This window comes from Nostoc sp. TCL240-02, from assembly GCF_013343235.1.
Taxonomy (GTDB): Bacteria; Cyanobacteriota; Cyanobacteriia; order Cyanobacteriales; family Nostocaceae; genus Nostoc.
In genome coordinates this window covers 4,756,163-4,779,560 of the sequence record NZ_CP040094.1, presented here as the reverse complement: position 1 = coordinate 4,779,560, position 23,398 = coordinate 4,756,163, and the positions used below count along the sequence as shown (strand labels likewise).

General features: G+C 42.6%; 22 protein-coding genes. 8 read left to right on the top strand and 14 right to left on the bottom strand.

Translation table 11 applies throughout. From position 1 onward, the window contains the following. Positions 1–57: 57 nt before the first annotated feature. Both FBB35_RS20330 and FBB35_RS20325 read right to left on the bottom strand, forming a co-directional pair. On the bottom strand, positions 58–1,080 hold the full coding sequence (locus tag FBB35_RS20330; protein ID WP_174713717.1) for a tRNA-dihydrouridine synthase family protein: 1,023 nt from the start codon (positions 1,078–1,080) through the stop codon (positions 58–60). A gap of 495 nt (positions 1,081–1,575) precedes the next feature. Then, a complete protein-coding gene (locus tag FBB35_RS20325) occupies positions 1,576–2,022 on the bottom strand; it encodes a molybdopterin-binding protein (protein ID WP_174711143.1) in 447 nt (148 codons plus the stop codon). Between the two features lie 231 nt (positions 2,023–2,253). On the opposite strand from FBB35_RS20325, the gene FBB35_RS20320 reads away from it, so the two are divergent. Continuing rightward, entirely contained in the window at positions 2,254–2,409 is a 156-nt protein-coding gene (locus FBB35_RS20320) for a hypothetical protein (RefSeq protein WP_174711142.1), read from the top strand. A gap of 129 nt (positions 2,410–2,538) precedes the next feature. Continuing rightward, entirely contained in the window at positions 2,539–3,336 is a 798-nt protein-coding gene (locus tag FBB35_RS20315; RefSeq protein ID WP_174711141.1) for a hypothetical protein, read from the top strand. Between the two features lie 142 nt (positions 3,337–3,478). Here FBB35_RS20315 and FBB35_RS20310 read toward each other — a convergent pair whose 3' ends face one another. Next, on the bottom strand, positions 3,479–4,033 hold the full coding sequence (locus FBB35_RS20310; protein WP_174711140.1) for an acireductone dioxygenase: 555 nt from the start codon (positions 4,031–4,033) through the stop codon (positions 3,479–3,481). Between the two features lie 177 nt (positions 4,034–4,210). On the opposite strand from FBB35_RS20310, the gene FBB35_RS20305 reads away from it, so the two are divergent. The 3 genes from FBB35_RS20305 (at position 4,211) to FBB35_RS20295 (ending at position 5,359) form a co-directional block, all read left to right on the top strand. Continuing rightward, a complete protein-coding gene (locus FBB35_RS20305) occupies positions 4,211–4,384 on the top strand; it encodes a hypothetical protein (protein ID WP_174711139.1) in 174 nt (57 codons plus the stop codon). 63 nt (positions 4,385–4,447) lie between these two features. Further along, a complete protein-coding gene (locus FBB35_RS20300; RefSeq protein WP_174711138.1) occupies positions 4,448–4,738 on the top strand; it encodes a hypothetical protein in 291 nt (96 codons plus the stop codon). An 84-nt stretch (positions 4,739–4,822) separates the two neighbouring features. Then, the gene (locus FBB35_RS20295; protein ID WP_174711137.1) at positions 4,823–5,359 is read left to right on the top strand and encodes a DUF1772 domain-containing protein; all 537 of its coding nucleotides are present in this window, start codon (positions 4,823–4,825) and stop codon (positions 5,357–5,359) included. 129 nt (positions 5,360–5,488) lie between these two features. Here the strand turns inward: FBB35_RS20295 and FBB35_RS20290 are convergent, their stop codons facing one another. From FBB35_RS20290 to FBB35_RS20280, 3 genes are all read right to left on the bottom strand, one after another. Beyond that, the gene (locus FBB35_RS20290) at positions 5,489–6,100 is read right to left on the bottom strand and encodes a HEAT repeat domain-containing protein (RefSeq protein ID WP_174711136.1); all 612 of its coding nucleotides are present in this window, start codon (positions 6,098–6,100) and stop codon (positions 5,489–5,491) included. Positions 6,101–6,162: 62 nt separating this feature from the next. Continuing rightward, positions 6,163–8,136 (bottom strand): DUF4157 domain-containing protein, encoded by a 1,974-nt coding sequence (locus FBB35_RS20285; protein WP_174711135.1) that lies wholly within the window; start codon positions 8,134–8,136, stop codon positions 6,163–6,165. A 322-nt stretch (positions 8,137–8,458) separates the two neighbouring features. Beyond that, on the bottom strand, positions 8,459–10,174 hold the full coding sequence (locus FBB35_RS20280; protein WP_174711134.1) for a DUF4157 domain-containing protein: 1,716 nt from the start codon (positions 10,172–10,174) through the stop codon (positions 8,459–8,461). A gap of 964 nt (positions 10,175–11,138) precedes the next feature. On the opposite strand from FBB35_RS20280, the gene FBB35_RS20275 reads away from it, so the two are divergent. Both FBB35_RS20275 and FBB35_RS20270 read left to right on the top strand, forming a co-directional pair. Then, positions 11,139–11,795 (top strand): DUF2301 domain-containing membrane protein, encoded by a 657-nt coding sequence (locus FBB35_RS20275; RefSeq protein ID WP_174711133.1) that lies wholly within the window; start codon positions 11,139–11,141, stop codon positions 11,793–11,795. Further along, a complete protein-coding gene (locus FBB35_RS20270; RefSeq protein ID WP_174711132.1) occupies positions 11,795–12,484 on the top strand; it encodes an ElyC/SanA/YdcF family protein in 690 nt (229 codons plus the stop codon). The genes FBB35_RS20275 and FBB35_RS20270 overlap by 1 nt, the downstream gene beginning before the upstream one ends. Positions 12,485–12,591: 107 nt before the next feature. On the opposite strand, the gene FBB35_RS20265 is transcribed toward FBB35_RS20270, so the two are convergent. After that, entirely contained in the window at positions 12,592–13,671 is a 1,080-nt protein-coding gene (locus tag FBB35_RS20265; RefSeq protein ID WP_254625634.1) for an alpha/beta hydrolase, read from the bottom strand. A 258-nt stretch (positions 13,672–13,929) separates the two neighbouring features. Here FBB35_RS20265 and dprA point away from each other — a divergent pair, with 258 nt between their 5' ends. Beyond that, positions 13,930–15,045, top strand: a complete 1,116-nt coding sequence (gene dprA / locus FBB35_RS20260) for a DNA-processing protein DprA (protein WP_174711130.1) — start codon at positions 13,930–13,932, stop codon at positions 15,043–15,045. A gap of 26 nt (positions 15,046–15,071) precedes the next feature. On the opposite strand, the gene FBB35_RS20255 is transcribed toward dprA, so the two are convergent. The 7 genes from FBB35_RS20255 to hsdR all read right to left on the bottom strand — a co-directional run bounded on the left by FBB35_RS20255 (position 15,072) and on the right by hsdR (position 22,604). Then, positions 15,072–16,472: a restriction endonuclease subunit S gene (locus tag FBB35_RS20255; RefSeq protein WP_174711129.1), complete on the bottom strand. Its 1,401-nt coding sequence runs from the start codon at positions 16,470–16,472 to the stop codon at positions 15,072–15,074. A gap of 5 nt (positions 16,473–16,477) precedes the next feature. Next, positions 16,478–16,711 carry a type II toxin-antitoxin system HicA family toxin gene (locus tag FBB35_RS20250; RefSeq protein WP_174711128.1) on the bottom strand — a complete coding sequence of 78 codons (234 nt, stop codon included), beginning with the start codon at positions 16,709–16,711 and terminating at the stop codon, positions 16,478–16,480. Beyond that, entirely contained in the window at positions 16,708–16,926 is a 219-nt protein-coding gene (locus tag FBB35_RS20245) for a type II toxin-antitoxin system HicB family antitoxin (protein ID WP_174711127.1), read from the bottom strand. The genes FBB35_RS20250 and FBB35_RS20245 overlap by 4 nt, the downstream gene beginning before the upstream one ends. Positions 16,927–16,932: 6 nt before the next feature. After that, positions 16,933–17,244, bottom strand: a complete 312-nt coding sequence (locus FBB35_RS20240) for a type II toxin-antitoxin system RelE/ParE family toxin (RefSeq protein ID WP_174711126.1) — start codon at positions 17,242–17,244, stop codon at positions 16,933–16,935. Then, entirely contained in the window at positions 17,241–17,495 is a 255-nt protein-coding gene (locus FBB35_RS20235) for a hypothetical protein (RefSeq protein ID WP_174711125.1), read from the bottom strand. Before FBB35_RS20235 ends, FBB35_RS20240 begins: the two co-directional genes overlap by 4 nt. 140 nt (positions 17,496–17,635) lie before the next feature. Then, positions 17,636–19,105 carry an N-6 DNA methylase gene (locus tag FBB35_RS20230; protein WP_174711124.1) on the bottom strand — a complete coding sequence of 490 codons (1,470 nt, stop codon included), beginning with the start codon at positions 19,103–19,105 and terminating at the stop codon, positions 17,636–17,638. 172 nt (positions 19,106–19,277) lie between these two features. Further along, a complete protein-coding gene (hsdR, locus tag FBB35_RS20225) occupies positions 19,278–22,604 on the bottom strand; it encodes a type I restriction-modification system endonuclease (protein WP_174711123.1) in 3,327 nt (1,108 codons plus the stop codon). Positions 22,605–23,398: the final 794 nt, after the last annotated feature.

Genomic DNA, 23,398 nt, shown 5'->3' with positions numbered 1-23,398 from the left:
CGCATTCGTATTCATAAAGCATCAAAAATGCCTATTTCAAATAGTTGCCATAGTTACTTAAACGCTCAAGGAGGGTGCTAGGGCTAAAGTTTTCGTCAGATCGGCAAGGAGAATGCGATCGCAGAGGTTAAACAATTCTATCTCGGTCTGCGTCTGTCGCATTAGCCGTAGGAAATGACCTTCCGTGTCAACACTTAGAGCAATGTAGTTGAGGAACATTTTCAGATAGCCTACACGCGATCGCTCTGGCATAGTTGCTGCTGTGGGGGTCTGCCATAAACGATCAATATAGTTGCGTACTTCTACTAAAGGAACGGGTGCGATCGGCTCGAAGCGCAAAGCTTGCCGAATTTGATTAAAAATCCAAGGATTACCAATCGCCCAGCGCCCTACCATCACACCAGCCGCGCCCGTTTGAGAAAGCACTTCAATAGCAGTTTTTGCAGAGTTGATATTGCCATTGGCAAGTACTGGACAATGAACTCGTCTAACCGCTTCAGCAATCAAATCATATCTCACTGCCCCGTGGTACATATCTTTCACTGTGCGACCATGCAAACTCAACAAATCAATGTTGTGGCGATTGATTATATCTAGAATTTTGTAAAAGTTATCTGTATTTTCAAAACCTACGCGCATCTTGACAGTCAAAGGGCGATCGTTCACTGCCTGCCGCAATTCTGCTAAAATCCGATCTACTTTTTCTGGTAAGAGCAACAATCCACCCCCAACATTTTTGCGATAGATTCTAGGTGCTGGACAGCCCATATTCAAATCAACTCCAGCGATATTATAGCGGCAAAGATCAATTGCTGTTCTTACTAAGTCTGGAATGCTTTCGCCAATCATTTGAGCAAAAACGGGGCGACCCGTGTCGTTTTCGGTGATTGCTGCCAGAATGTTACGATTGAGTCGTGAGGTATCATTGACGCGGAAATACTCGGTGAAGAAGTAGTCAGGGCTGCCGTAGTGGGCAATGACCTTCATAAACCAGAGGTTTGTTACATCCTGCATAGGCGCAAGAGCGGTGATGGGTAGGTATGGATGGAGCGATTGAGGGAGCGATACCTGGGACGACATGAATATGAGAGCGTTTGACAAAGCATCACTCTATCAAAAAATGCTTAATAAAAGTTGTAACCTTTGTCAGTTTTGCTATGGGTGTAGATGCGATATCTATGATGGTCACTGAGATGCTTGTACTGAGCGCAGTGGAAATATATCGTTCGTGCAGCGTCTAGTAGAGAAGTGCGGGCTACGCCTACGCTAGATAAAACTTGTAAGAGTACACATCTGTTATTTATGTCAAATTAAGGTTAAAAGCAGTAGGGGCGCATAGATATACGCCTCTATAGCTAGCCAATTAATTGGTTATCAAGATTTTTGAAAAGTGAGTATAAAATCTTGTGTGGCAACAAGCAAAATAAGAATCATACCACTTAATCCCTCAGCAATTTTTCTTACCTGTTGATAATCCTTTTTAGCTCTGGAATTTCATCAAATGATATATACTCAATTTATCTTGCAGTTCTTCACCATCAAAAATTAATACCCAACGCCTAAAATCCCGTATTTTTATTCTCTAGCAATCACAATATCGTTCGACTTAATCACTGCATAAGCTTCTTTTCCCTCAGATAGTTCTAACTCTTCTGCCGAAGCTCTGGTGATAATTGAAGTTAATTCTACTTTATGAATAATTTCCAGAGTTACCTCACTATTAACTGCTCCATAAACAACTCGTTTAACAACACCTTTAAGAATATTACGAGAGCTAACTTTTAGTGATTTCTTGGGAATAGTACTTTCTATGTCAGGTTTTTGACTATAGTAGATATCTTCCCGTTTTTCCTGCTGAGGTGATGGTAATACTGCTGCTGAAGAGTGCTGAGTGAGACTACGCACAAGTTCTCGCAAAATCTCAGTCTTAGTGCGTTGAGACTGTTCGCAAAACTCCTCTAGAATCTTCCGCTCGTCCTCTGAGGTTTGAAATGTAACCCATCCTTGTTCTTTTCTTGGCATAATAATATTATTTATCAATTTTGGTTATCTTGGTAAAATTCTACCAACTGTCAATTCGATATGTCGTTTTAGTAATAACATTTTTTTGCGATAATTTTCGGCATTTTGAGCAAAATTAATCAACTAATCTGATCCAAATAACTACATAAATATTTATTTTTTTGTAGTTGTAAAATATTTTGTTACTTGAAAATGTCTAAACGTCACTATCTTTATACCAACTAGAATAGTATGATATTGGTCTATGGCATTTGTCGAGATAGTGATGCCTATGGCGGGCTACACCTATGCAGGGGTAATCTGGCAGAAAATTCCACTGGCGTAGGCGTAGCCCGTCGCAGACATCACGTGAGTGCCCTAAGATTATTTAATACCAATTCTGTATGAAGGTGCGCCGAACTATATGAGGAACGAACCGCAAAGGACGCAAAGGACACAAAGAAAGAAAGAAGAAGCAAAGGAAATTTGGCGCAGCTTCACAAATAAATGGTACAAGCATGAGTTCACAACCGGAGGATGAAACACCTAAAATCGCGTTCTCAAGACCTGCGGGGTTTATTTGAGAACAATATCACCATTGAATATGTGGCAGAACCCCTCAAAGCTATGCCAGCTAATGCGGAGGCGACAGAAGTGCTGCATTGGATGCAGGCACAAAATTTTGATGTTATCGGCGTTGAGACAGGAGATATTATAAGCGGTTATGTAGAACGCTCTAGTTTGATTCAAGGCAAAGAAGGCAAGTGTGGCGATTATCAACGGGTGTTTCATCCCAAAGAACTCATAGCCATTTCTACCCCATTGATCAAGTTGCTACCCATTCTAAAACAAACTCCGCGATTGTTTGTCTTGGACTGCAATCAGGTAAGTGGTATTATTACCTGTGGCGACTTACAGAAAGCACCCGCGCGAATGCTGCTGTTTGGCTTGGTAACGCTCCTAGAAATGAATTTGCTGCGCCTAGTGCGGATTTACTATCCTCAAGATTCTTGGCAAAAAGTCCTCAAACCTGAGCGCTTAGAGGTTGCTCAACGATTGTGGCGAGAGAGTCAGGAAAGAAACGAAGCTACGGATTTGTTAGATTATCTGCAATTCTGTGATAAGCGAGAGTTAATTTTAAATCAGCCAGAACTTCTCCAGCAACTGGGATTAAAATCCAAACGGTTTGGTGAACGCTTCCTAAAGTCTGCGGAACAGTTGCGAAACCGATTAGCTCACGCCCAAAATTTAGTTAGTGGCTCCTCTTGGACAGAGTTGATTTCTCTAGCAGAGGCGATGGAAACGCTGTTAATTCTCTGTGAGGAAGTTGAGTGAATCTTTCAGTTTTACACTACATTATTTAACCATTTTGTCAAGTCAGATGATACTGCGTTTGCCGTGGTTTCTTTGAGGTAGATGACAACCTGTTCAATTGGATAAAAACTAATATCACAGTTTGCAATAATGTAACTGAGCTTTAACCTGGCTTATTGAGCGAATCACTAACTTGAGTACCCGTATAATTGGGAACCCAACCTTCGGCTATTGCAAAATAGCGTACTGCTTTGAAATTCAACGACGCAGTTGGACTACACCAATGCTCAACCTCAGCGGGGATGTAAAGATAGTCTTGTGCCTGAACTAAAAGCTGTACCTGACTGCCATCAGGTCGTACAAAGCCATAGATCATTTCTCCTGCTAACACGTAGAGGGCTTCAGGCGCAGGATGAGTATGGTAACGGCTGTAGGTTGCTATCAGATGATGAAGATTAAAGGAACCTGGATGCACATTTAGCAAGTCACACCAGATAGCGCCATTTTCTTGCTGAAGAAATTCAAAGACGCTGTTATGGAGTTCTACGCAATAACGTTTCTCAGACTCAGTTAAAACGTCCTGGTTTAACAGATTGGGGAAGAGTAGCGATGTTCCTGGGTCGTAATGTCTGAGTTGAATGTCAAAAGGCGCAAGTTCACGAGCTATTTCGCCTAAATCGCTCTCAATCGTACCGTTGTCAAGTAGTAGGTTAGCCATGACAAAAAGACTAATTAACTGTTAAGAAGAGTATACTCTATATTTGAGCTAAAAAGTCACTATTCCCGACTGACAAACCGGGGAATAGGGAAGAAATTCTTCCCAATGCCTAAGGACGAATGACACTAAGAAAAGCCGAAACACTTTTGGTTTAAGCGGTTTGCAGTTGCTTTTGTAATGAGTGCCGAGGTTTTGTCATTAAAGGGTAAGCTTTTGGGCGGCGTTTACGGACTTGTGGTTCACTTCTTCCAGGGCGATCGCCCTGGTTTGATAGGTTCCTATTTGCAATCAGCGTATGACCAAACAAATCCCCTGCATTCCGGTAGCGAATTAGCAATTGACAATCAGTGAACGCTGGAAAATCTCCACTGTTCCCGACTTCAACAGGTACAGCCCGATGGGGGTTTGTCCCTCTTGGTAGATCAACGTTTGGGGTTCTACACCAAAGCAATGGAACGACTGAGCGATCGCTTGCAGTGCCTCTACTGGCAATTCTCCCCAAACCGGATGGAAACTCAGCCAATTCTGACAATCTTCAACAACCTTGTCATTAACAGTCACACGTTATACATTGAAAGATTCGCTGCTTCTAACTGTGCTGTACTTGGTAATGCTAATACTTTAGGAATTAAAGGTGCTAGAGCTATTGCTGTATATAGAGATACTAAGGCAGTGATAGCTTTTGCTAATCCTGCTAACCAATAAATAGGATACCAAAGCGTTAGTATTTCTATTAACAAAAGCTGTCCTGCAAGGACGGGGCTTCATACCCATTTTTTCGGTGAGGCGATGCTGCAACATCTGATAACTCAACAATATTATTTCGCATTAAAGCTTTTCTCGGCACTGGGCTGCGGGCTAATAGCCGGAGTTTTCTTCGCCTTCTCGACTTTCGTGATGAACGCTCTTGCTCGTCTGAAACCGCCGCAGGGCATTGCTGCTATGCAATCCATCAATATCACGGTAATCAATCCATTTTTTATGACAGCGTTTTTGGGAACGGCTGCGGCTTGTATCTTTCTTTTAATCTCCTCGCTATTAAAGTGGCATCAACCCGGTGCCGCCTACTTGCTTCTCGGCAGCTTGCTCTACCTCGTTGGTACATTAGGCGTGACAATAGTTTTCAATGTGCCGCTCAACGAAGCCCTGGCGAAAGTCGAGCCGGACAGCACTGAAGGTGCGAACCTATGGTCTAGCTACTTGAGCAACTGGACAATCTGGAATCACATTCGGACGGTAGCGGCGCTAGCAGCAGCGGCATCGCTCACGATCGCGCTTTGTTTGGGTTCAAGAATCGTAGGGGGACTGGATAATACGGTTAGGTAACTCCGCTACTAATGGGTAAGTAGGTCGGCGAAATTAAAGCTAACTAGCTAAGGCTGTCATTTCTCATTAGTCAGGGTTTTAAGCCTATTTACGTTTCTAACATACTTGGTTTTTTTGTGACTAATTAAATTATTTGCTCAACCATTCCTGCCATTTTTGAGCAGCCTTGTCACGTTCTGTCTTTTGACCTGCGGGATCATAACTTCCCAAACTCTGCCACAACTGATTCCAGTCTTGCCCTTGGGGTAGCTTACTCACTACAGCTTTAACAATCAAAAAAGCCCGCTCACGAGTGAGATCATTTGGTGCTTGCAAAAGAGGAATTACCAAAGGTAAAACTTCTTTTCCACCTCGCATTAAAGGATACATCGAAGCTGTGTAGGGATTGTGCAGGATGTCAGGGTAATCATCAAGGGTAGCGACCAAAGCGGATAATGAACGTTTATCTCCTAATTGGTGTAGAGCAGTGGCAGCACGGGCACGCACTTCTGGATTAGTGTCATGAGTGGCTTGGAACAAAGCATCGGCACTAGCGGGATCGGCAATTTCGCTCAGTCCCTCGGCTGCAAGCCGACGGGTACGGGGGTTGGGATTAGTCAAAGCTTCCAATAAAACCGGGGTAGCCTTTTTGCCTAAACGGATCAATTCACCTAGTGCTAAAGCGCTAGTGTCTTGATCTGTGGAGTAGAGACGTGCTTTGATCTGCTTCATAGGTGTCGCGGTAGCGTCTTGATTATTCATATACAAATTTCCTCCGATCGCCAGCATCACAAGTATCACGAATATTCCGATCGTTCTCAAGATCAAGGTGTCCCTCCTCCCCCTGCTGGTGCTGCTGCTGGCACATGCTGAAAGCTCAAAACGACCCGGCGATTGCCCCGACGATTTGCTTCTGTATCTTGGTTAGTTGTGGCATCAGGGGTAAAGTCTTCGGTTGAACCAGAGCCGATAGTAACAGCACTAATTTGAGCTTCAGCTACACCCTTAGCACGCAGGGCTGCTCCCACTGCCTGCGCTCTGCGTAGAGATAGATCGAGGTTGTGCTGAGAAGCACCGCCGCGCCTGTCAGCGAAGCCTTCAGGAGTTACTTTTACATCAGGGAATCGCCGCAGGTAATCTAAGAATGTATCAATCTTGCCTGTTTCGCTGGAACTCAGTTGGTCACTGTCGAAATCAAAGTAAAAAATGACTGGTTCGTGTACGTAAAAATCTTGATGCTTCTGCAAAGCTGCATCGAAGGTGGCAGATTGACCATCCTGTGCTGATGCATGATCGTTCTCAACTTTGCCAGCACGGATTTGGAAGCCCCAATGAAGCGCTCCGTAAGTTGTCATGGTGTCTTCTCCCTTAGCCACCGTCTGAAAGTCGAAGTTGAACTCACCAGCCCCTCCGGGAGCATCGGTTAGTTCTGCTGCTTTGATATCAGTGGGGTCATCGGAGCGTTTGTAACCAATAGTGGCTCCGCTTGCACCGCTAGAAGAGGGTCGTGAAAGTCCAGGGGTTGCGGGATTGGGTTGGGCTGGGTCGTTGCCAAAGGGGTACTGGGCAGGTAATGCACTTCCGGCTGCGGCATTGGTTCCTGTACCACCGTGGGCAGGTGCATCATTATGCAGCGCATCAGTGAAATATCCGCCTTCAACTCCCGTGGTTGCATCAGCAGTGGTACGGAGGCTAGCACCACTAGCAGCAGGTAAAGACTGAGGTTCGACATTTGTACCTGTAGCATTTGTCAGACGCACAATCTGAATCAGTCCAATCTGGTTAGAGTAGGGAGCGGTGGTTTTGGGTTTGAAACGAATAGTAATCGGTAAACTCGCGCCGTTTGGTGTGGCATTTACTTCAAAAACACCATGTGTCAGATCGTATGTGGGATTAATTGCCCGTTGAATTAATTTTCTCTGGGCTGTTCCCGTCTGCTGCACCACATGAGTCAGTTCATGGGCGGTTAATGCATCATTACCTGGTGACTTGCCTGCACCAAAGAAAATGTTTTGCTGGTGGGTAAATGCCTGAGCATTCAAATCCTGATTCATCTGCACCGCTTGAGTGCCTGTATGTAACCGTACTTGACTAAAATCTGTACCAAAACGTGGTTCCATGAAAGAACGCACTGTATCTGGTAACGGGCTTCCTCCACTTTCACTGCTGTTTAGCCGACTTTCAAAGTTGTCCTCAGTCTGAAAGCTGTCATTGGTAGCGAGTTGTAGCGATCGCTTAGTTTGTAATTCTTCTTCTAGTAAAATCTCTCTTTGGATAGGTGCATTAATAAGTTTAGTTTGTAACTCCTCTTCCTCTTCTGGCATTGCCTCCCGTTGCACTAGAGGAGTTATGGCAGAGGCTAGAGGCTTAGTTTGCACTTGGTCTTGAGTTTGTGTATTCTGTAAACCTATTGGCTCTGGTTCAGCCATTCGCATAATCCGATCGGCAACTTGATCGGCTTCCTGCTCATAATGATCGTCTGTCGCACCAACTGTGAGTTTTGCCTGGGGACGATGCAAGGATATGCGACTAATATCATGACTAAGGGGCTGTTGTTTGACGGCTTCTGGTTCCAAGAATTGCTCATCAGCAGACTGCACTTCTTGAAGCTCAGTTGATGCCTCAGTTAGTCTTTGGATTGGAGGATTATTTGTTTGTAAACCAAAGCCACGCATTGGAGAAGCCAGTGTGGGAATAGTTGATGAGGCAAGAGACGGATTTATAAAAGTGGATATACCTGTTTTCTGATGCTGAACTATGCGTAGATGCCCAGAAGCTTGTCGTCCGTCATTGCTCATATCACCCTTCCTTCATTTATGGCTCAACCAAGGCATATTGATAACACACATCATAAAATTTATCTAATTGCGATTACGTAGTGTGCCGTAGGCAATCGCCATCGACTTAAGTGGAAATTATCTCTTCCATACGTGGAGCTTAGATAGCTTTAATAAGCAGCAATCAAGTGACCATCATATAGCATTCTAATCATTCGTGAAAGTTACAGATCTCAACTTCTCAAAAAGTCGGGAATCTGTGACTTTCAATGAAAATTCCTTCTTCACTATTTAGCAATTATTTTGAGCGTTTTCGGAAATTTTCTGCTAGGTAAAGTCAAACCTAAAAATAGGAATTATCGTCGGGTGTACCGCTCCATTTTGCATAATTAAATACAGGAGTTCCATCAGATAGAATATATAGAGGGAAATCTCCTTGTGTTGTATTGCCATCCCAATTCCAGTCAGTAGAGTAAGTGTGTTCTCCATGACCATTGTTGCCCGCATGGTCAATTGTCGGGCCGCTACCTGTCAAATTGATGGATAACGAATCACCATAGCCAATTGACATTGAAGAACCCCGACGCATACTTCCACCTCGGAATTGTCTCACATCCATTTCTTGTCCCCTGCTTGGCGGATCTAAGTTCGGGATTTGAGCCGCATCACTACTTAATTGCAGAGTTTCCTTGATAAAAGTTCCTCTAAGATTGCTAAACCCAACTGCTCCAACAGTACCGACTATATCTGCTGTGTGATCTCCACTGTCTGACCAAATAAATTCTACATTGTTTGTTGTTTTTTGATTTGTATTAAGTAGTGTTTCAATCTGCAACTGAACTTCTGCCTTTACAGCTTCCAAGATGGCTAAATCCAAAGTACCACCAGATTGATTAAGTGAATCTGGTGCTGGAGTTGCTGGGGCTGGGGTCGGTGCTGGAGTTGCTGGGGTCGGGGCTGGGGCAGTTCCTTGGGTCGGTGGAGCTAGGGGTACATCAGGATGCTGTCGTTTCCAGTGACTCACATAGGCATTAATTAGACGATATTGGGTAATCAACTGTAGTTTTTGTTTATCTACAGGTGACATATATCCATTATCTAGTTGAACGCTTTGAACACCGCTTTGTCCAGGAGCAAGCGCACTTCCTACCTGTGCAGCTGCTTGTCCCGCTTGAATGGTTGCTGCTGCTACGGTTGCTGCTGCTGCTGCTGATTCAGTTACGAGACTAGCACCCCAAGCACCGATCGTACCAATTACTGGTAGAACATTTTGTACAATTGGCTTTTGCTGAACTGCCTTGCTTACAGTTCCGTCTATTTTCTTGGCTTGAATAGACTGTTTCGTGATTGCATCAGGGCTTGCTGCTGCCTTATTACCTAGTAAATCAGCTTCTGCTTCCAAAGCTTGGTCTTGCACAACTATGGAATTCCCTTCTCCAGGTAGTTTTGGGATATTAACCCGTCCCTGTCGTTGTTGTACTACATGGCTTAATTCATGTCCAATTAGAGCTTGACCAGATTGACTTTCCGGATCGTACTTTCCCTGAGCAAAATGTAAATTATTACCAGATGCGAAAGCCTGAGAACCTAGCTTTTCTGCTTGACCATCTGTATGAATTTTCACATCTGATAAATCTGCATTAAATGCTGTCTGCATCTTTGCTAGGATAGGTTCTGGAAGATTTTGTCCACCACTAGGAGGCACAACGTCGGCTCCATAGGAGGCGTTTTTTATACCACTTCCCTGAATGACTGCATTTTCTAATCTATTAATCACGCCTTTGGTGAATGCTTTTTGTGGACGCAATGACATACGACTAATGTCATGACTCAGAGGCGATTGTTTGATTGGTTCAGATTTTACTCCTTGCTCATCAGCAGACTGCACCTCTTGAAGGTCTGTTGATGACATTGTTTGGGAGCCAAAGCCGCGTATCGGGTTCGCCAGCGTTGGAATACTTGGTGAGGCAAGGGATGGATTCAGAAAAGTAGATGTATTTGCTTTCTGATGTCCAACCGTACTGGGACGCAAAGTGGCTCGTCTTTGGACATTGCTCATCTTAACTTTCCTCCATCAATAGCCTAACTACAGCATACTGCTAAGATACAGGATACAATTTGTTTGTATCAAATCCTAATGGACTTTAGTATAAATTATCCGATTTTATACTTGATATCAACCTTGTCCGTGTTGAAACCTGGAGTGATTAAGAAGAGTATATTATTAGGTCGTAGCTTGAGTTTTGAGCTTTACCCTAATTCCAAAAAACTACAGTTTTCAACATAGACGCGGTTTAATTCCCCAAAAATCATTGTTTCATTAGTTGCACAGCTAGCTGTGCGTCCCTACAACGTGGTTATGTGTTGGGCTTGCCAGTGTTGGAATTTTTGGTGAGACAAACGACGGATTTTAAAAAGTGGATGCCCCTGCTTTCTTGCGCCAAAATATGGGTAAGCTGTCAAGCATTTAATTTGCACATTGAGACCGCAGGGGGGCAGGGGGCAGGGGAGAGGGTTTATTACTATGAAAATAGTGCAATTTAAAGGACGATTAGCTTAGATGCACAGAGGTTTGCTGTTCGACATCCATGACCTTCCCTTATCTTCAAGCATATTTTTGAGTCAAATCATACAATTTAATGATTGCGATCGCTATGGACTTAAGTGGAAATTATTCTGTAATGCGATCGCTCATCTGAACCTTTAGCTATGGAGTTATCTGATGCAAAATTCTCTTATACACTAAATTTCAAATTTGTCAATATCTAGTGTCTACAACTAAAGTCCAATTTTAGAATCAAGTCCTCAGCTAAACTAGAGACTATACGCTCTTCAGGAAAATCTGGTCAAATGGTAGAGATGATTCGTCCGCTACCGCGTCTATTAAGTCAACTAATACGACAAAAATTGCTGAAGACTTTGGCGATAATTAAAAAAAGTTCGTTTCGTTATCGATAAGAAAAGTAACCCTTCAGCAATCTCCCATTGTACTCTATTAGTAAATCGTAACAATATTTTTAACTATGACTACACAAACACTACCTCCACCAGAAGTTTATCAAGGTCAGTTTGGGGAATTTACAATTACTCAGAGCGATCGCACTGGCGTAATTATCTACCGTGCTGGCTTAATAATAGCAGCAGTCAGCTTTGCTATAGGCAGCGTTTTGATTTTGTTCAACAATAACCCAACTGTTGTAACTGCACTTACACCTTTATATGCTTGTTTTAGTCTCGCTCTTGGTGTAAGTTTATTTACCATTCATATCTATATGGCATCACTGCATCGAATGTTGCAAATTTTTTGGGCGATCGGTAGTATAGCATCAGTTATTCTGGCAATCTCTAGTACTGAACCTTTAGCTCTGACTGTTTACAACCAGCCTCTTACCTTATTTGGAGTTGGTTTTATCTTCGTTGCTTTGACAGGGATTTTTTTTAAAGAGGCTTTTTGCTTCAATCGCTTAGAAACCAAAGTATTAACCCTAATAGTACCGCTACTGTTATTAGGACATTTGGTGGGAATTTTACCAACTCAGGGGGAAAGTGTTTTATTAGGAATTTGGGCAACGTTGTTTTTGGTATTTGCCCTGCGAAAGACAGTGCAAGCAATTCCTGCTGATATTGGAGATAAATCTGTATTTACTTACTTGAAAGAACAACGTTTAACTAAGGTTTAATGCAGGCAAAAAACCGTCGGCGTAAAAATTTTCCAAAAATCAAACTAATAAAACGCCAAGAAATGTGGACACTTACGGCTCAGGGGTGGGCGATTGCGATCGCTTTGATTGCTTATTTAATATTTTTCGCTATTACTCATGTACACTCATTTCTCGCCGTGACTTCCCCTATCAAATCAGCAGAAGTATTAGTTGTTGAAGGATGGCTACCAGATTATGCCATACAACAAGCTTTAACTGAATTTAAAAACGGTTCTTATAATCTAGTAATTACTACAGGAGGATCAATAGAAAAAGGAAATTATCTTAGCGAATACAAAAGCTTTGCAGAAGTATCAGCCGCTACCTTCGAGAAACTCGGTTTAGAATCAGAGAAGGTAGTAGCTGTCCCGACACCAACGGTAATAAAGGATCGTAGTTATGCATCTGCTGTTGAATTTTATCGCTGGCTATCCGATTCCAATTTAAAGCTACAATCAATTAATGTTTTTTCTCTGGATGTTCACACCCGTAGGAGTTGGTTGCTATTCAGAAAAATACTTACACCTAAAGTCCAAGTTGGTGCGATCGCAGCCAAAACACATGATTACGATCCAAACAAATGGTGGGTTTCTAGCCAAGGTGTGCGGACAATTCTTGATGAAGGCATCGCTTATATTTATGCGCGGTTTTTGAATTGGAAAGCCTAAAAGTAATAATTTGTAATTCGTAATTTTGAGTTACGAACTACGAATTATGTTTAGATAAACGTAACTTTGGTAGGTGGTTTTAGTATGGAAAATTAGACGACATTATATTATTTTTTCAGGATTTGTAATAATGCTTGTCGATAAATTTTTAGACCCTCGGCATTGAGATGGTCGCCATCACTCGTCAAATTATCTTTAAGAACATTATTCTCATACAATGGTGCTAATCCTGCTGCTGCAACTGGCACTTTTTCTTTCTCAGCAACTTGATTAATCAGAACATTAATTTGCTCAACTTTAGGAAGTGGGGCTGATAAAGTTGGATCTAAGCTTGCTGCAACTGTTGAATAAAAAGCCGGAATCAGAAAAATCTCTTTATTTCCCATTGTTCTGACAAGTGCGATCGCCTCTTGTAGATTTTTGCTAAACAACTCATCACTAATTCCATACCAAGCATCATTCCCACCCACAGCAATAATAGCTTTTTCGCATTTAACTTTAGTAGGAATTAAACTTTTCAATTGTTCTAGTAATGAGATTGTGCTTAAGCCATTTAACCCAAAATTAAAAGTGCCGCTCCCAAGGGTATTACCAAGTCCAGCCGAAATAGAATCGCCAAATAAGCAACCTGAAAACTGTTTATCTTGGGCGGCGAGTATTTGATATTGCAGTGCAATTTTTCCAAAAGCTGAAGAACTTACATTGTCTTTTGGTGGTGCATCAGCAGAGTTAGAAGAGGAATTTGCCAGTCCAACTAGCTTAGAAATTTTTGACACGTCAACAACTAGTTGATTACTAGGATATGCTTCTAAAAAGCTGATTAATCCTAGACCTTCTGGTGATTTTGCTCCGATGATAATGGCAGAACGTAGGGCTTGTGTACTGGCTTGATCGCGACGGGCGATCGCACCAGAAGCAAAAGATAAAATTTGCTTGCCCATTCCTGTATTTACCAGCTTATCTAAAGCCACAATATCAAGCGACATTTTCACTTGCAGGGCTTCTTGAAACTTTTCTTTCTCTTTAGCGCTGAGGTAATCTAAGAAAGATTGTAGATCGCTAGAAGCCTTTTGCTTCTCGCCATAGTTGCGTATATCTGCCACCGGGATCGATTGCTCAAACAACCCGTATCTGACAGTAACTTTCTCGGCTGCCAAACTAGGCAACAAACCAAGACCACTATGCACCAGTAAAAATATTAAGCACCCAGATAGGCTTATTAAAAGACGATAAAAATATTTCATCACAGAAGATCAGAAGATAGATAGTCAATAGTTAATAGTCAAGAGTCAAGAGTCAAAAGTCAAGGGGTTAGTCATTTGTCATTTGTCATTAGTTATTAGTCATTTGTCATTTGTCATTAATTCTTCCCCTGCTCCCTCATCCCCATCAACAGCCAAGCCCAATTTGGGAATACTCAATCCAGTGGGCGTGAGGATGAAACCGTGGTGGAAGAAGGCGCATATTGGATAGCTTGGGCGCAAATTTCGGGAATTGGCCCGGTATTATTGCGACGACTGCAACAGCATTTTGGCACGTTGGCAACAGCTTGGAACGCTACCAAGGTAGAGTTAGGAGAAGTGGAGGGTTTTGGTTTTCAGACACTAGAAAAAGTAGTACAACAGCGATCGCGTTTGCATCCAGAACAACTATTTACCAAGCACCAGCAGGAAAACTCTCATTTCTGGACACCAGCAGATGCAGATTATCCCCGCTTACTATTAGAAACTCCCAGTCCACCGCCGATTTTGTACTATCGCGGTGAAGTCGAACTCCAAGAAAATCTTGGACAAAAACCGATGGTTGGGATTGTCGGCACACGCCAACCCTCAGAATATGGCATCCGTTGGACTCGCCAAATTAGTACAGCTTTGGCTAAAAATGGCTTTACAGTTGTTTCTGGGATGGCAGAGGGAATTGACACAGAAAGCCACATCGCTGCCATGAAAGCAGGTGGACGCACGATCGCAGTTTTAGGAACTGGTGTAGATGTCATTTATCCACATAAAAATCGAGATTTGTACAAGCAAATTTTGACGGCTGGGTTAGTTGTAAGTGAGTACCCCACAAAAACCCCACCCGATCGCACTCACTTTCCCCGCCGCAACCGAATTATTGCAGGTTTAAGCCGCGCTATCTTGGTAATGGAAGCGCCTTTAAAATCTGGTGCGTTAATTACTGCAACCTACGCAAATGAATTTGGCAGAGATGTCTATGCATTGCCTGGTAGAGTGGACGATCATCCATCTCAAGGGTGCTTAAAGTTACTGAGTCAGGGAGCTTCTTTCATTCTCAAGGAATTAGACGAACTGTTAACAATGCTAGGAGCAATACCACAAATTGATGCAGTCGAGGCTTCCACAGCGCCAGAACAGTTAATGCCAACTTTATCGCCAGAATTGCAAAGGGTAATGGATGCGTTTACAAGTGATGCTTTACCCTTCGATTTTATTGTCCAACAAAGCAGTATGGCTGCTGGCTCAGTTTCGGGTGCTTTGTTACAGTTGGAACTTATGGGTTTAGTTTCGCAATTACCAGGAATGCGGTATCAAAAAAGTTAAAACAATTCGCAATCCGCAATTCGCAATTACGTTACTCCTTGTTCTTCTACTGTCTTGCTTTTGCGCTTGCTTGTTCGTTGGCTTTTTTGTTTGCCATTGTTTAATTTTTCTCGTTCTGCTCGAATTCGTTCTAGTAAGACTGATGCAGGTTCATCATCGGGATCTTGGGGGACGAGTTCACCTTGGAAGGCTTTGGCGAGGATTGATTGATTGAGTTGATCTAAATTGGTTTTAGCTTTCTGATATTGTTGTTGAATACAATCAATAGCTGTGAAACATTGCTGAATTAGAGACACAATTTCTTTTTGCTCCTCAATAGGAGGGATAAAAACAGGAGTATTCATCACAATTTGTTGGTTAATTTTTGGCATATTGCCTGCCGTTCCAGTTGCATTATTTTTGAAATATTCTTTAGTTGCTTGACTAGAAAGAAGATAATGAATAAGTTCAATTTTTACTTTTTCTTCTATAACCTGAATTTTCATCATTAAGTCAGGATAAATAAATTCTCTTAAGTTACCATCATAAATTGCACTAGTACCAACATAGTCTAAAGTGTTACTTCTCTGGATAAGAATATCTCCTGGAGTGAGCCACAAATGTGAGGTAGGCTCAATATCTTCATCAATATATTTAAAATGCTTAGGCTTAAAAGTTCCCGATGTAGTAGCAGTTAAAGTTAAGCTTTTAACCTTGGTCGGGTAGTCAACTGGTTTAGGAGAATAACCATTTCTAGGTTTATTTTTAATTACATCTCCCAGTGTTAATTCTTTCCATTCAACGTCTGGGTTTTGTTCACGCCAGTCGGCTGTTAAATCGCCTCGAAAGGCGGCAGCGAGGACGGATTGGCGAAAGCGATCGCACAATTGGGGTATAGTCTCTAGCGCTTCCTTGGCTCGTTGAGTGCGATCGTTTAATTCTTCAATCTTGGCAACAATCCGCTTTTGCTCGTTGAGTGGTGGTAGAGGTACGACAACTTTATTAAGTATCTCTATATTGATATTTGCTTGTGCTGTAGCTGGTGCAAATTGCGCTAAATCTTCTCGTATAGTTCGGAGGAAATATTCAATGAAATAAGGATCAGCTAGTTTATCTTCAGTGATGAGACCAACAATGCTATCTGGAAAACAAGCATCAAAACCTAAAATTCCTGTATCTGCAATATTTGCAGCAATTGTTATACAAATTGTGCCTTGTGGAAAGATACGGCTTTGTTGAACACCAAATTCACTATACATCTTTGAAAACTTTAAAATTCTTCCTTTTGAACGTGCAACCTCTCCAGTTTGAATGAATGGAACAAAATTACCATACAGTTTTGGATCATTTCTTGGCCTATGCTTCGATTTACCTCTCTTTAGCTCACCTAAATCGTTGAGCATTACACAGCACCAACCATCAGGCAATTCTATTAATTCGTCATTCATGTAAACTACAAACTCTCTAACTCTTGTACAAACTCTTCTGGACTTAACTCAATCTCTCTAAGAATTTCCCGAATTAATGGGCGGGCAATATCTCGACCTTTGTGATGAGGAACTGTTGTCGTTCTACCATCGGGATGTCGATAAAAAACGTGACTACCTTTTTGTCTGACTGCTTCAAAACCCAAATTTAGCAAAAGCTTTTCCATTGTCTGATAATTGACAATTGGCAGTTTGCTCATGCACTTACCTCAATTTGTTGAATTCCCACAAACCGGGGTAACTCGTCTAAATCATTACCATACTCAGCCAAACAAAGCTCAATTACTTCTTTCAAATTTTCCTGTAATTCGTCTAAACTCTCTGCTTGAGTATGTGCCCCTGGAATCCCTGGAACAATACCGACATATAATTTTGTGACTGAATCGTATTCCACATAAGCGGTAAACGTCTTCATAACTTGTTAAATCTCATCCTGTTCTGAAAACAAATCTTTCAAATTCTGATAGCCGCTCACAACACGTAAAATTTCAACGCCTTCATCAATTGGACGATAGAAAATTAGGTAATCATCAACTGGAAAACTCCGCATATTTGGAGCTAATTCATCTCGCCTACGTCCCATACCAGAGAAGTTTGCCAACCTTTCACATTTATTGTTGATTTTGGCGAGAAGGCGATCGGCAGCATCAAAACTGCTATTGTCGGCAATATAGTCGATGATAGTCTCAATGTCTCGACTTGCCAGAATAGTAAACCTGCAAATGTTGCTCATTGACCAGCCTGAGCGCGTTTTTGTTGCAACTTCCTGCGTAACCTTTGAAATACCTCTTCTGCATCCACCACTTCACCCCGTTCAGCCGCCTCAATGCCAATCTGAATTTCCTGCTGAAGTTCCTTAAAGCGTCCTTGATAAACTTTTTCCCACTCGTCAGTTTGCAAAAATTCAACGAAGGCTAATACCTCTTGTTGCTTCTCAGGCGGTAATATCCGCAGCTTTTCTACAATGGCTTGTTCAATGGTCATTTAACTACTCCCTAGCCTTTACCAAAATTCATCAGTTGACGCTTCTATCTCATTTTGACGGTTAGATAGACGCGATAAATCGCCGTCTCTACAGAAAATCTATCTGTCAATTAATCCTTGATGCACTACTACTCATGCTTCTATTCTAAAGTTGGCATTCCCACCGAAGCACTCACCGCCTCCGCCGCTTCTTCACCTTCTAGCAATATCATCAAAGCTTCCATCTCCTTTGTGGCAATTCGCAGCTTTTCCATAATCTCAGCTGCAATTATCTCCGGCTCTGGTAAATTATCACCCGATCGCAAGCTATCATCTCGCAGCCAAGAAATATCCAAATTTTCGTTACGCTTAGTAATCTGCTCTCGCGTGAAGCACCGAAAACGCCCATTTTCTTCCAAATCGACACGGGGACTATTGCCATTGGGATCATTTCCATAGCACTGCTCAAACTCAGAGAAATGCCCACGAGTCAAGGGAATACGTTTACCAAAGCTGGGCATATTGGTACGCATATCGTAAATCCAAACTGCTTTAGTGTTGCCTTTCTCCGTTGTGCCACGCTGGAAAAATAATACATTTGTCTTAACACCTTGGGCGTAAAATATCCCAGTGGGCAACCTTAAAATGGTATGCAAATTACATTTAGCCATCAAGTCAGCCCGAATTGCTCGCCCTTGTCCATCTTCAAACAATACGTTATCTGGCAAAACTACCGCAGCCCGTCCCCCTGGTTTGAGGGTTCTATAGATATGTTGCAAAAAGGCTAATTGCTTGTTTGAGGTGGGATAAGTAAAATCATCCCGTGAAGGTAGCCCACCTCCTTTTTTTGTCCCAAAGGGTGGATTGGTCAGAATGACATCGGCTTTTGCTAGTCGCTGTCCCTCTGCGGAAAGGCTATCACCCAAATCTACAGCCCCTTCAATTCCGTGTAACATCATATTCATCAACAGCAAGCGGTGAGCATCCTGCACCAACTCCATACCATAAAACGCCTGATGCTGCTGGAAAGATTGCTGTGCTTCTGTCCACTCGAAGGGATCATGGTATTGTCGAATATAGCGATCACTGGCTATCAAAAACCCTCCAGTTCCAGCTGCCGGATCTTGGATTAATTCTCCTGGTTGTGGCTTCAGTAAGGAAACCATGCAATCAATCAACGGTCTGGGTGTAAAATACTGTCCTGCACCAGATTTCTTCTCGTCGGCGTTTTTCTGTAATAGTCCTTCATACAAATCGCCAAACTCGTCTCGATGTTCTGAAAACCAGTCCAATTCATCAATACTGGTGACAAGCTTCTTAAGAATGCGGGGTTGCTTGAGGGAAGTTTGAGCATTAGCAAAAATCGCCTGTACTCGCAAAGATGAATTCTCCGAACCCAACATAAGTAAGAGTTTTCTATAAGATGTTAGTTGCTCTACCCCATCCTGAGTAACCAAGTCGTCCCAGCGATAGCCTTGTAATAATTGCGCCTCCGCCCCCGTTTCCTGCGCCATCTTTAGGAACAGCAGATAGGTTAATTCTGTAACGTATTGCAGATAAGTAACGCCGTCATCTCGTAAGACGTGGCATAAATTCCAGAGTTTTTGAACAATATCGGTGGTAGCGGTCATAATAGATTTTTTTCACGCAGAGGCCCAGAGGCGCGGAGAGTAGTAGACGTAAGGTTTTACCCCACCCTAACCCTCCCCGTATGTATTGGGGAGGGAACTAGATTTATTTCTTGTTTCCCCCAATACATCGGGGGGATTAAGGGGGGTAATTACACCGTAGCCACGAATCATATCAAATCGCAACATCCCAAAGACTCTCATGAATCTTGATCACAATATTCTCTAATTCTCCACCGAAAACCTTATTTAATCGCTCAAATCCACCACCTTGACTTTTAAACTCTCCTCTCTCAAAGGCTTCGCAATCAACAATTATTTCCGCTTTGAGTTGCTTCCCAATCCGTTCCAACCATTTGCGTTGTGGTGTATTCCAAGGCTGACTTGCGAGAATTTTTTTCATAGCGCCTTCAACCCGTTCACTGTAAGGAATTAAAGCATCACCCAAGGCCGCTTGACGAATAAAGCCGATAATTGAAGCGGCAATATCTTCATTAGTCGTTTCTCGCCATGCCGTTTGTAAACTGGTTTGAGAGTATCCGGCTGCATCAAGCTGCATTCGCAGTTCTTTAAGTTGCGCCCTTGTTAACTCACGGGGGCGCTGTGTGACAACAATCAGCGCCGGAATTTTGTTCATGTTCTCTAGCAAAAAGGCTCTAAAACTTTCTAGATAATCTTCTGGACGTGCAGCACTGCCATAACCGCGTTCAATTGAGACTAATTCATCAAGATGATGGGAAATTAATATTGGCTGAGTTCCACCATCTCGACGGTCAAGAATTTGAGCGATTGTTTTTTTCTCTCGAAACCATTCCCGCACTTGTTGTATTGTACTTTGCTTGAGGTGAGATCCGATATTTTCTATTGGCATTTGCGCGATCGCTTCTAATTGTTCGCGGTTACTGTCGCTTAAATGTCTCCGTTGCCGTTGCAGTTTGGCTAGCAATTGCTCAATTACTATCTCGACGGCATCAGTGTTAACTGTCTCTAACTCTTGCAGTAGTTGGGTAAAGGTAATGTTAGGATTAACTACAATGGGTCTCATCGTGGAAACAGGTGCGATCACTTCATATAGCCGCACTGCATCAAAAATGTGAAACACTTCTTTCCCAATTTCATCACAAAGGCGGGTAGCCCTTCCCAACATCTGCTCATAGAGAATTCGAGAATTGACTCGGCGAATAAACACAAGATTACAAATTGCCGGCACATCAATCCCGGTAGTTAATAAGTCTACGGTTACAGCAACTTTCGGATTAACTTCATTACGGAATTTGCGAATCAACTCCAATGGCTTATCTGCATTCCCGGTAATTTTGACCACAGCATCATCTTCAACGCTGTCATATCTATCCTGAAACGTCTGTTTAAGTTGATTGACAACAATATCTGCATGAGCATCAGTGGCGCAAAAAATCAAGGTTTTTTCTGCTAGGGAGGGGTCAATATGCTCCGCTAAAGCTTCACAGACGACGCGATTAAATTCCTCAGTCACAACTTTGCGGTTAAATTGCTCGATATCAATTCGCACTTCATCCGGGGCATGAACTAAATCAAGTTGCCCTGTTTGGGGATTGAAAAACTCCATCTGCTGACCAGGATTCCACACCATCCCTTCTTCAGAAAGCTTTGTCTTAATTTGAAAGGGCGGCTCATGGTCAATTAACCAACCATCGATTACAGCTTCTCGATAACTGTAAGTGTAGACAGGGTTGCCAAAAATTTCTGTAGTATGTAGTGCTGGAGTTGCGGTTAAACCAATCTTAACTGCGTCGAACTGCTCCAAAACCCGCCGATATTTCGACACGTAATCGTTAAAATCCCGAAACTCTAATTCTGTATCACTTAAATCTCGATCTAATAAATAGCCCCGGTGACACTCATCGATCACAATGCAATCATATTGATCGGGTGTAACAATTGTACCATCAGCAGGGTAGAGAACTTGCTTGACCATGCCCTGCACTGTGGTAACGTGAACTTTAAGATCGCGGTCGAATTCGGTGTTGTTGCGATCGCTAATCTCAAATATGTCAGCGAAACTTTGCAGGTTTTCCATGCGAGAATCTTTAAAGGCGTTAGTGGTTTGCTCTTTTAATGCGGTGCGATCGACTAGAAACAACACTCGGCGAAACCGCTTAGTTTTCAGCAGCCGATAAACTAAACCAATGCAAGTTTTAGTTTTTCCTGTTCCTGTTGCCATCGCCACGAGTAATTCTCGTTGTCCTCGTGCCAAGGCAGACTCTACCGCTTGGATGGAGCGAATTTGATAATCGCGCAATTTCAACCCATAGCTAAAACCTTCTTGGGCTAAACGAGTTACTGCCTGGTCAACATCTTGAGTTAAAATATCAAGTAATCCTTGAGGAGAGTGCCAGGTAGGTAGACAGACGCGAAGATTAGTCGCTCGCCGCAAATCACAAAACCAGATGCCACTCTTAGTTTGAAGTTGCTGTAAATATGGTCGTCCGTTGGTTGCAAAGACAAATGGAACCTGATAATTTTGCCACAGCCCACCTGCAAACATTTCTCCCGTAATTTGGAATCCCTCACTGTATCGTTTAGCTTGATTAAGCGCACCTTCAGAAACATCTTTGCTTTGCCGTTTAGCTTCCACTACTCCCACAATTTGCAAACCGCAGAATAACGCATAATCAGCCCGTCCATTCACAGTGGGATACTCAGCTATTGCTAAATTTTTTCCCTTTTGAGGACGCACACCATTTTGATAAGTCAGTTCTTCGGAATCTGCTTCCCAACCGGCTGCCCGCAGTTGAGCATCAATTAGTCTGCGTGTCTCTCTTTCATCCAGCAACACACCACTTTCCGCCACTTGAGCTTGAGTAATGGTTTGCTGAATGGTTTGCTGAGTCTCACTTTTTGCTTGAGCCTGAATTTCTGCTAGGTGATTTAACACCTCCTCTACTTTCAACTCTGCTTCCCGTGCTAAATCTTCGGAGGCACTTCTACGCAGCGTCTCAGCTGCTACTAATGCTTGTGCCGCCTCAGCCTCCGAAAAATTCTTTTGTACCTCATCTCGCAGGCGCTCTAACTCGGCTTTAAGTGCCTGTGTCTCTATTTTGGGGTCAGGTGGGGGAATAAACGCGCCTGGGTCAAAATTACGATTACCACTAAATGAACGATGAAACCAAATCCCCAACTCACGCGCATACTTCAGCCCACTTAAAGCTGTGCGGTGATTGCCAGAAAGCTCATGAGTTGCCTGATTGCCAATTTTTCGTAACTCATGAAACAAGCGATCGACTTCTCCTTTAATTAAACCGCGATCGCGCAACCGATTCAGTAAATTAATCTGCCGTTCATCCGCTACCTCATAAAGTCCAATATTGGCTGCTGCTAACTGAGCCAGCAATTCCCCAAACTGTCGCAACTTAATTAAACAAGTATTGGGGTCATCTGCAAAATATCGTTCAGCTAGAGCGCCTAATCTTACAAGTTGTGTATCGTGGACTGCAAGAAATGAGAAGTTTAATGATGGCATATTTGGTATTAAATACACTAACTGCACGGAGTTATTATTTAAACTCTACGCCATAACTAGGGTTTTACCCCCTACGGTGTACACACAAGTCGGAAATAGTAGTCTGTCAAGGAATTAAATTCTTTGTAGAGACGGCGATTTATCGCGTCTCTCTAACGTATCAGTCTTTTAGACGCGATAAATCGCGTCTCTACATGAGGCTTTCTGGCTTATCCCAAGCGTATTGGGATAAAACTAAAACTGGATCTGACTTGTGTGTACACCGTAGCCCAATACATCGGGGGGATTAAGGGGGGTAATTAAACTTGTGTGTCCTTAGAGGAGAGGTGTTAGGGACTTTTGCAACAAGTCTAATGACCAATAACTAATCAATTCATAAGTTCATTACAACAATTGTTGCAATGATTTAAACGTTTCTTATACATGGAAGAGTATTTGTTGCAAAGTATTAAGCATTTGCTGCAACTGATTATACCTTTGCAAGAAATGCTTAAGCGTTTCTTATATATGGAAGAGTATTTGTTGCAAAGTATTAAGCGTTTGCGGCAACTGATTATACATTTGCAAGAAATACTTAAGCGTTTCTTATATATGGAGGAACATTTGTTGCAAACGTTTGAATTTTGACAATTAGTGTTTAAATTTGAGCAATGACTATTTGGTTGATAGTTTCGGGTATAGCAATCCTATTTGATTTGCAAACATAAATTGTCACTTCAATTGCGATCGCCAGCCTCTACGGAGTAGACTTTATGGTTTGCAGCGTTTGCATACCGCTAGTTCTCCTAGCCCCT

Excerpts from the sequence above, each read along its gene's own strand:
- FBB35_RS20330 (WP_174713717.1), bottom strand. The coding sequence starts at position 1,080 with ATGTCGTCCCAGGTATCGCTCCCTCAATCGCTCCATCCATACCTACCC.
- FBB35_RS20325 (WP_174711143.1), bottom strand. The coding sequence starts at position 2,022 with ATGCCAAGAAAAGAACAAGGATGGGTTACATTTCAAACCTCAGAGGAC.
- FBB35_RS20320 (WP_174711142.1), top strand. The coding sequence starts at position 2,254 with ATGATATTGGTCTATGGCATTTGTCGAGATAGTGATGCCTATGGCGGG.
- FBB35_RS20315 (WP_174711141.1), top strand. The coding sequence starts at position 2,539 with ATGAAACACCTAAAATCGCGTTCTCAAGACCTGCGGGGTTTATTTGAG.
- FBB35_RS20310 (WP_174711140.1), bottom strand. The coding sequence starts at position 4,033 with ATGGCTAACCTACTACTTGACAACGGTACGATTGAGAGCGATTTAGGC.
- FBB35_RS20305 (WP_174711139.1), top strand. The coding sequence starts at position 4,211 with ATGAGTGCCGAGGTTTTGTCATTAAAGGGTAAGCTTTTGGGCGGCGTT.
- FBB35_RS20295 (WP_174711137.1), top strand. The coding sequence starts at position 4,823 with ATGCTGCAACATCTGATAACTCAACAATATTATTTCGCATTAAAGCTT.
- FBB35_RS20290 (WP_174711136.1), bottom strand. The coding sequence starts at position 6,100 with ATGAATAATCAAGACGCTACCGCGACACCTATGAAGCAGATCAAAGCA.
- FBB35_RS20285 (WP_174711135.1), bottom strand. The coding sequence starts at position 8,136 with ATGAGCAATGACGGACGACAAGCTTCTGGGCATCTACGCATAGTTCAG.
- FBB35_RS20280 (WP_174711134.1), bottom strand. The coding sequence starts at position 10,174 with ATGAGCAATGTCCAAAGACGAGCCACTTTGCGTCCCAGTACGGTTGGA.
- FBB35_RS20275 (WP_174711133.1), top strand. The coding sequence starts at position 11,139 with ATGACTACACAAACACTACCTCCACCAGAAGTTTATCAAGGTCAGTTT.
- FBB35_RS20270 (WP_174711132.1), top strand. The coding sequence starts at position 11,795 with ATGCAGGCAAAAAACCGTCGGCGTAAAAATTTTCCAAAAATCAAACTA.
- FBB35_RS20255 (WP_174711129.1), bottom strand. The coding sequence starts at position 16,472 with ATGAATGACGAATTAATAGAATTGCCTGATGGTTGGTGCTGTGTAATG.
- FBB35_RS20250 (WP_174711128.1), bottom strand. The coding sequence starts at position 16,711 with ATGAGCAAACTGCCAATTGTCAATTATCAGACAATGGAAAAGCTTTTG.
- FBB35_RS20245 (WP_174711127.1), bottom strand. The coding sequence starts at position 16,926 with ATGAAGACGTTTACCGCTTATGTGGAATACGATTCAGTCACAAAATTA.
- FBB35_RS20240 (WP_174711126.1), bottom strand. The coding sequence starts at position 17,244 with ATGAGCAACATTTGCAGGTTTACTATTCTGGCAAGTCGAGACATTGAG.
- FBB35_RS20235 (WP_174711125.1), bottom strand. The coding sequence starts at position 17,495 with ATGACCATTGAACAAGCCATTGTAGAAAAGCTGCGGATATTACCGCCT.
- FBB35_RS20230 (WP_174711124.1), bottom strand. The coding sequence starts at position 19,105 with ATGACCGCTACCACCGATATTGTTCAAAAACTCTGGAATTTATGCCAC.
- hsdR (WP_174711123.1), bottom strand. The coding sequence starts at position 22,604 with ATGCCATCATTAAACTTCTCATTTCTTGCAGTCCACGATACACAACTT.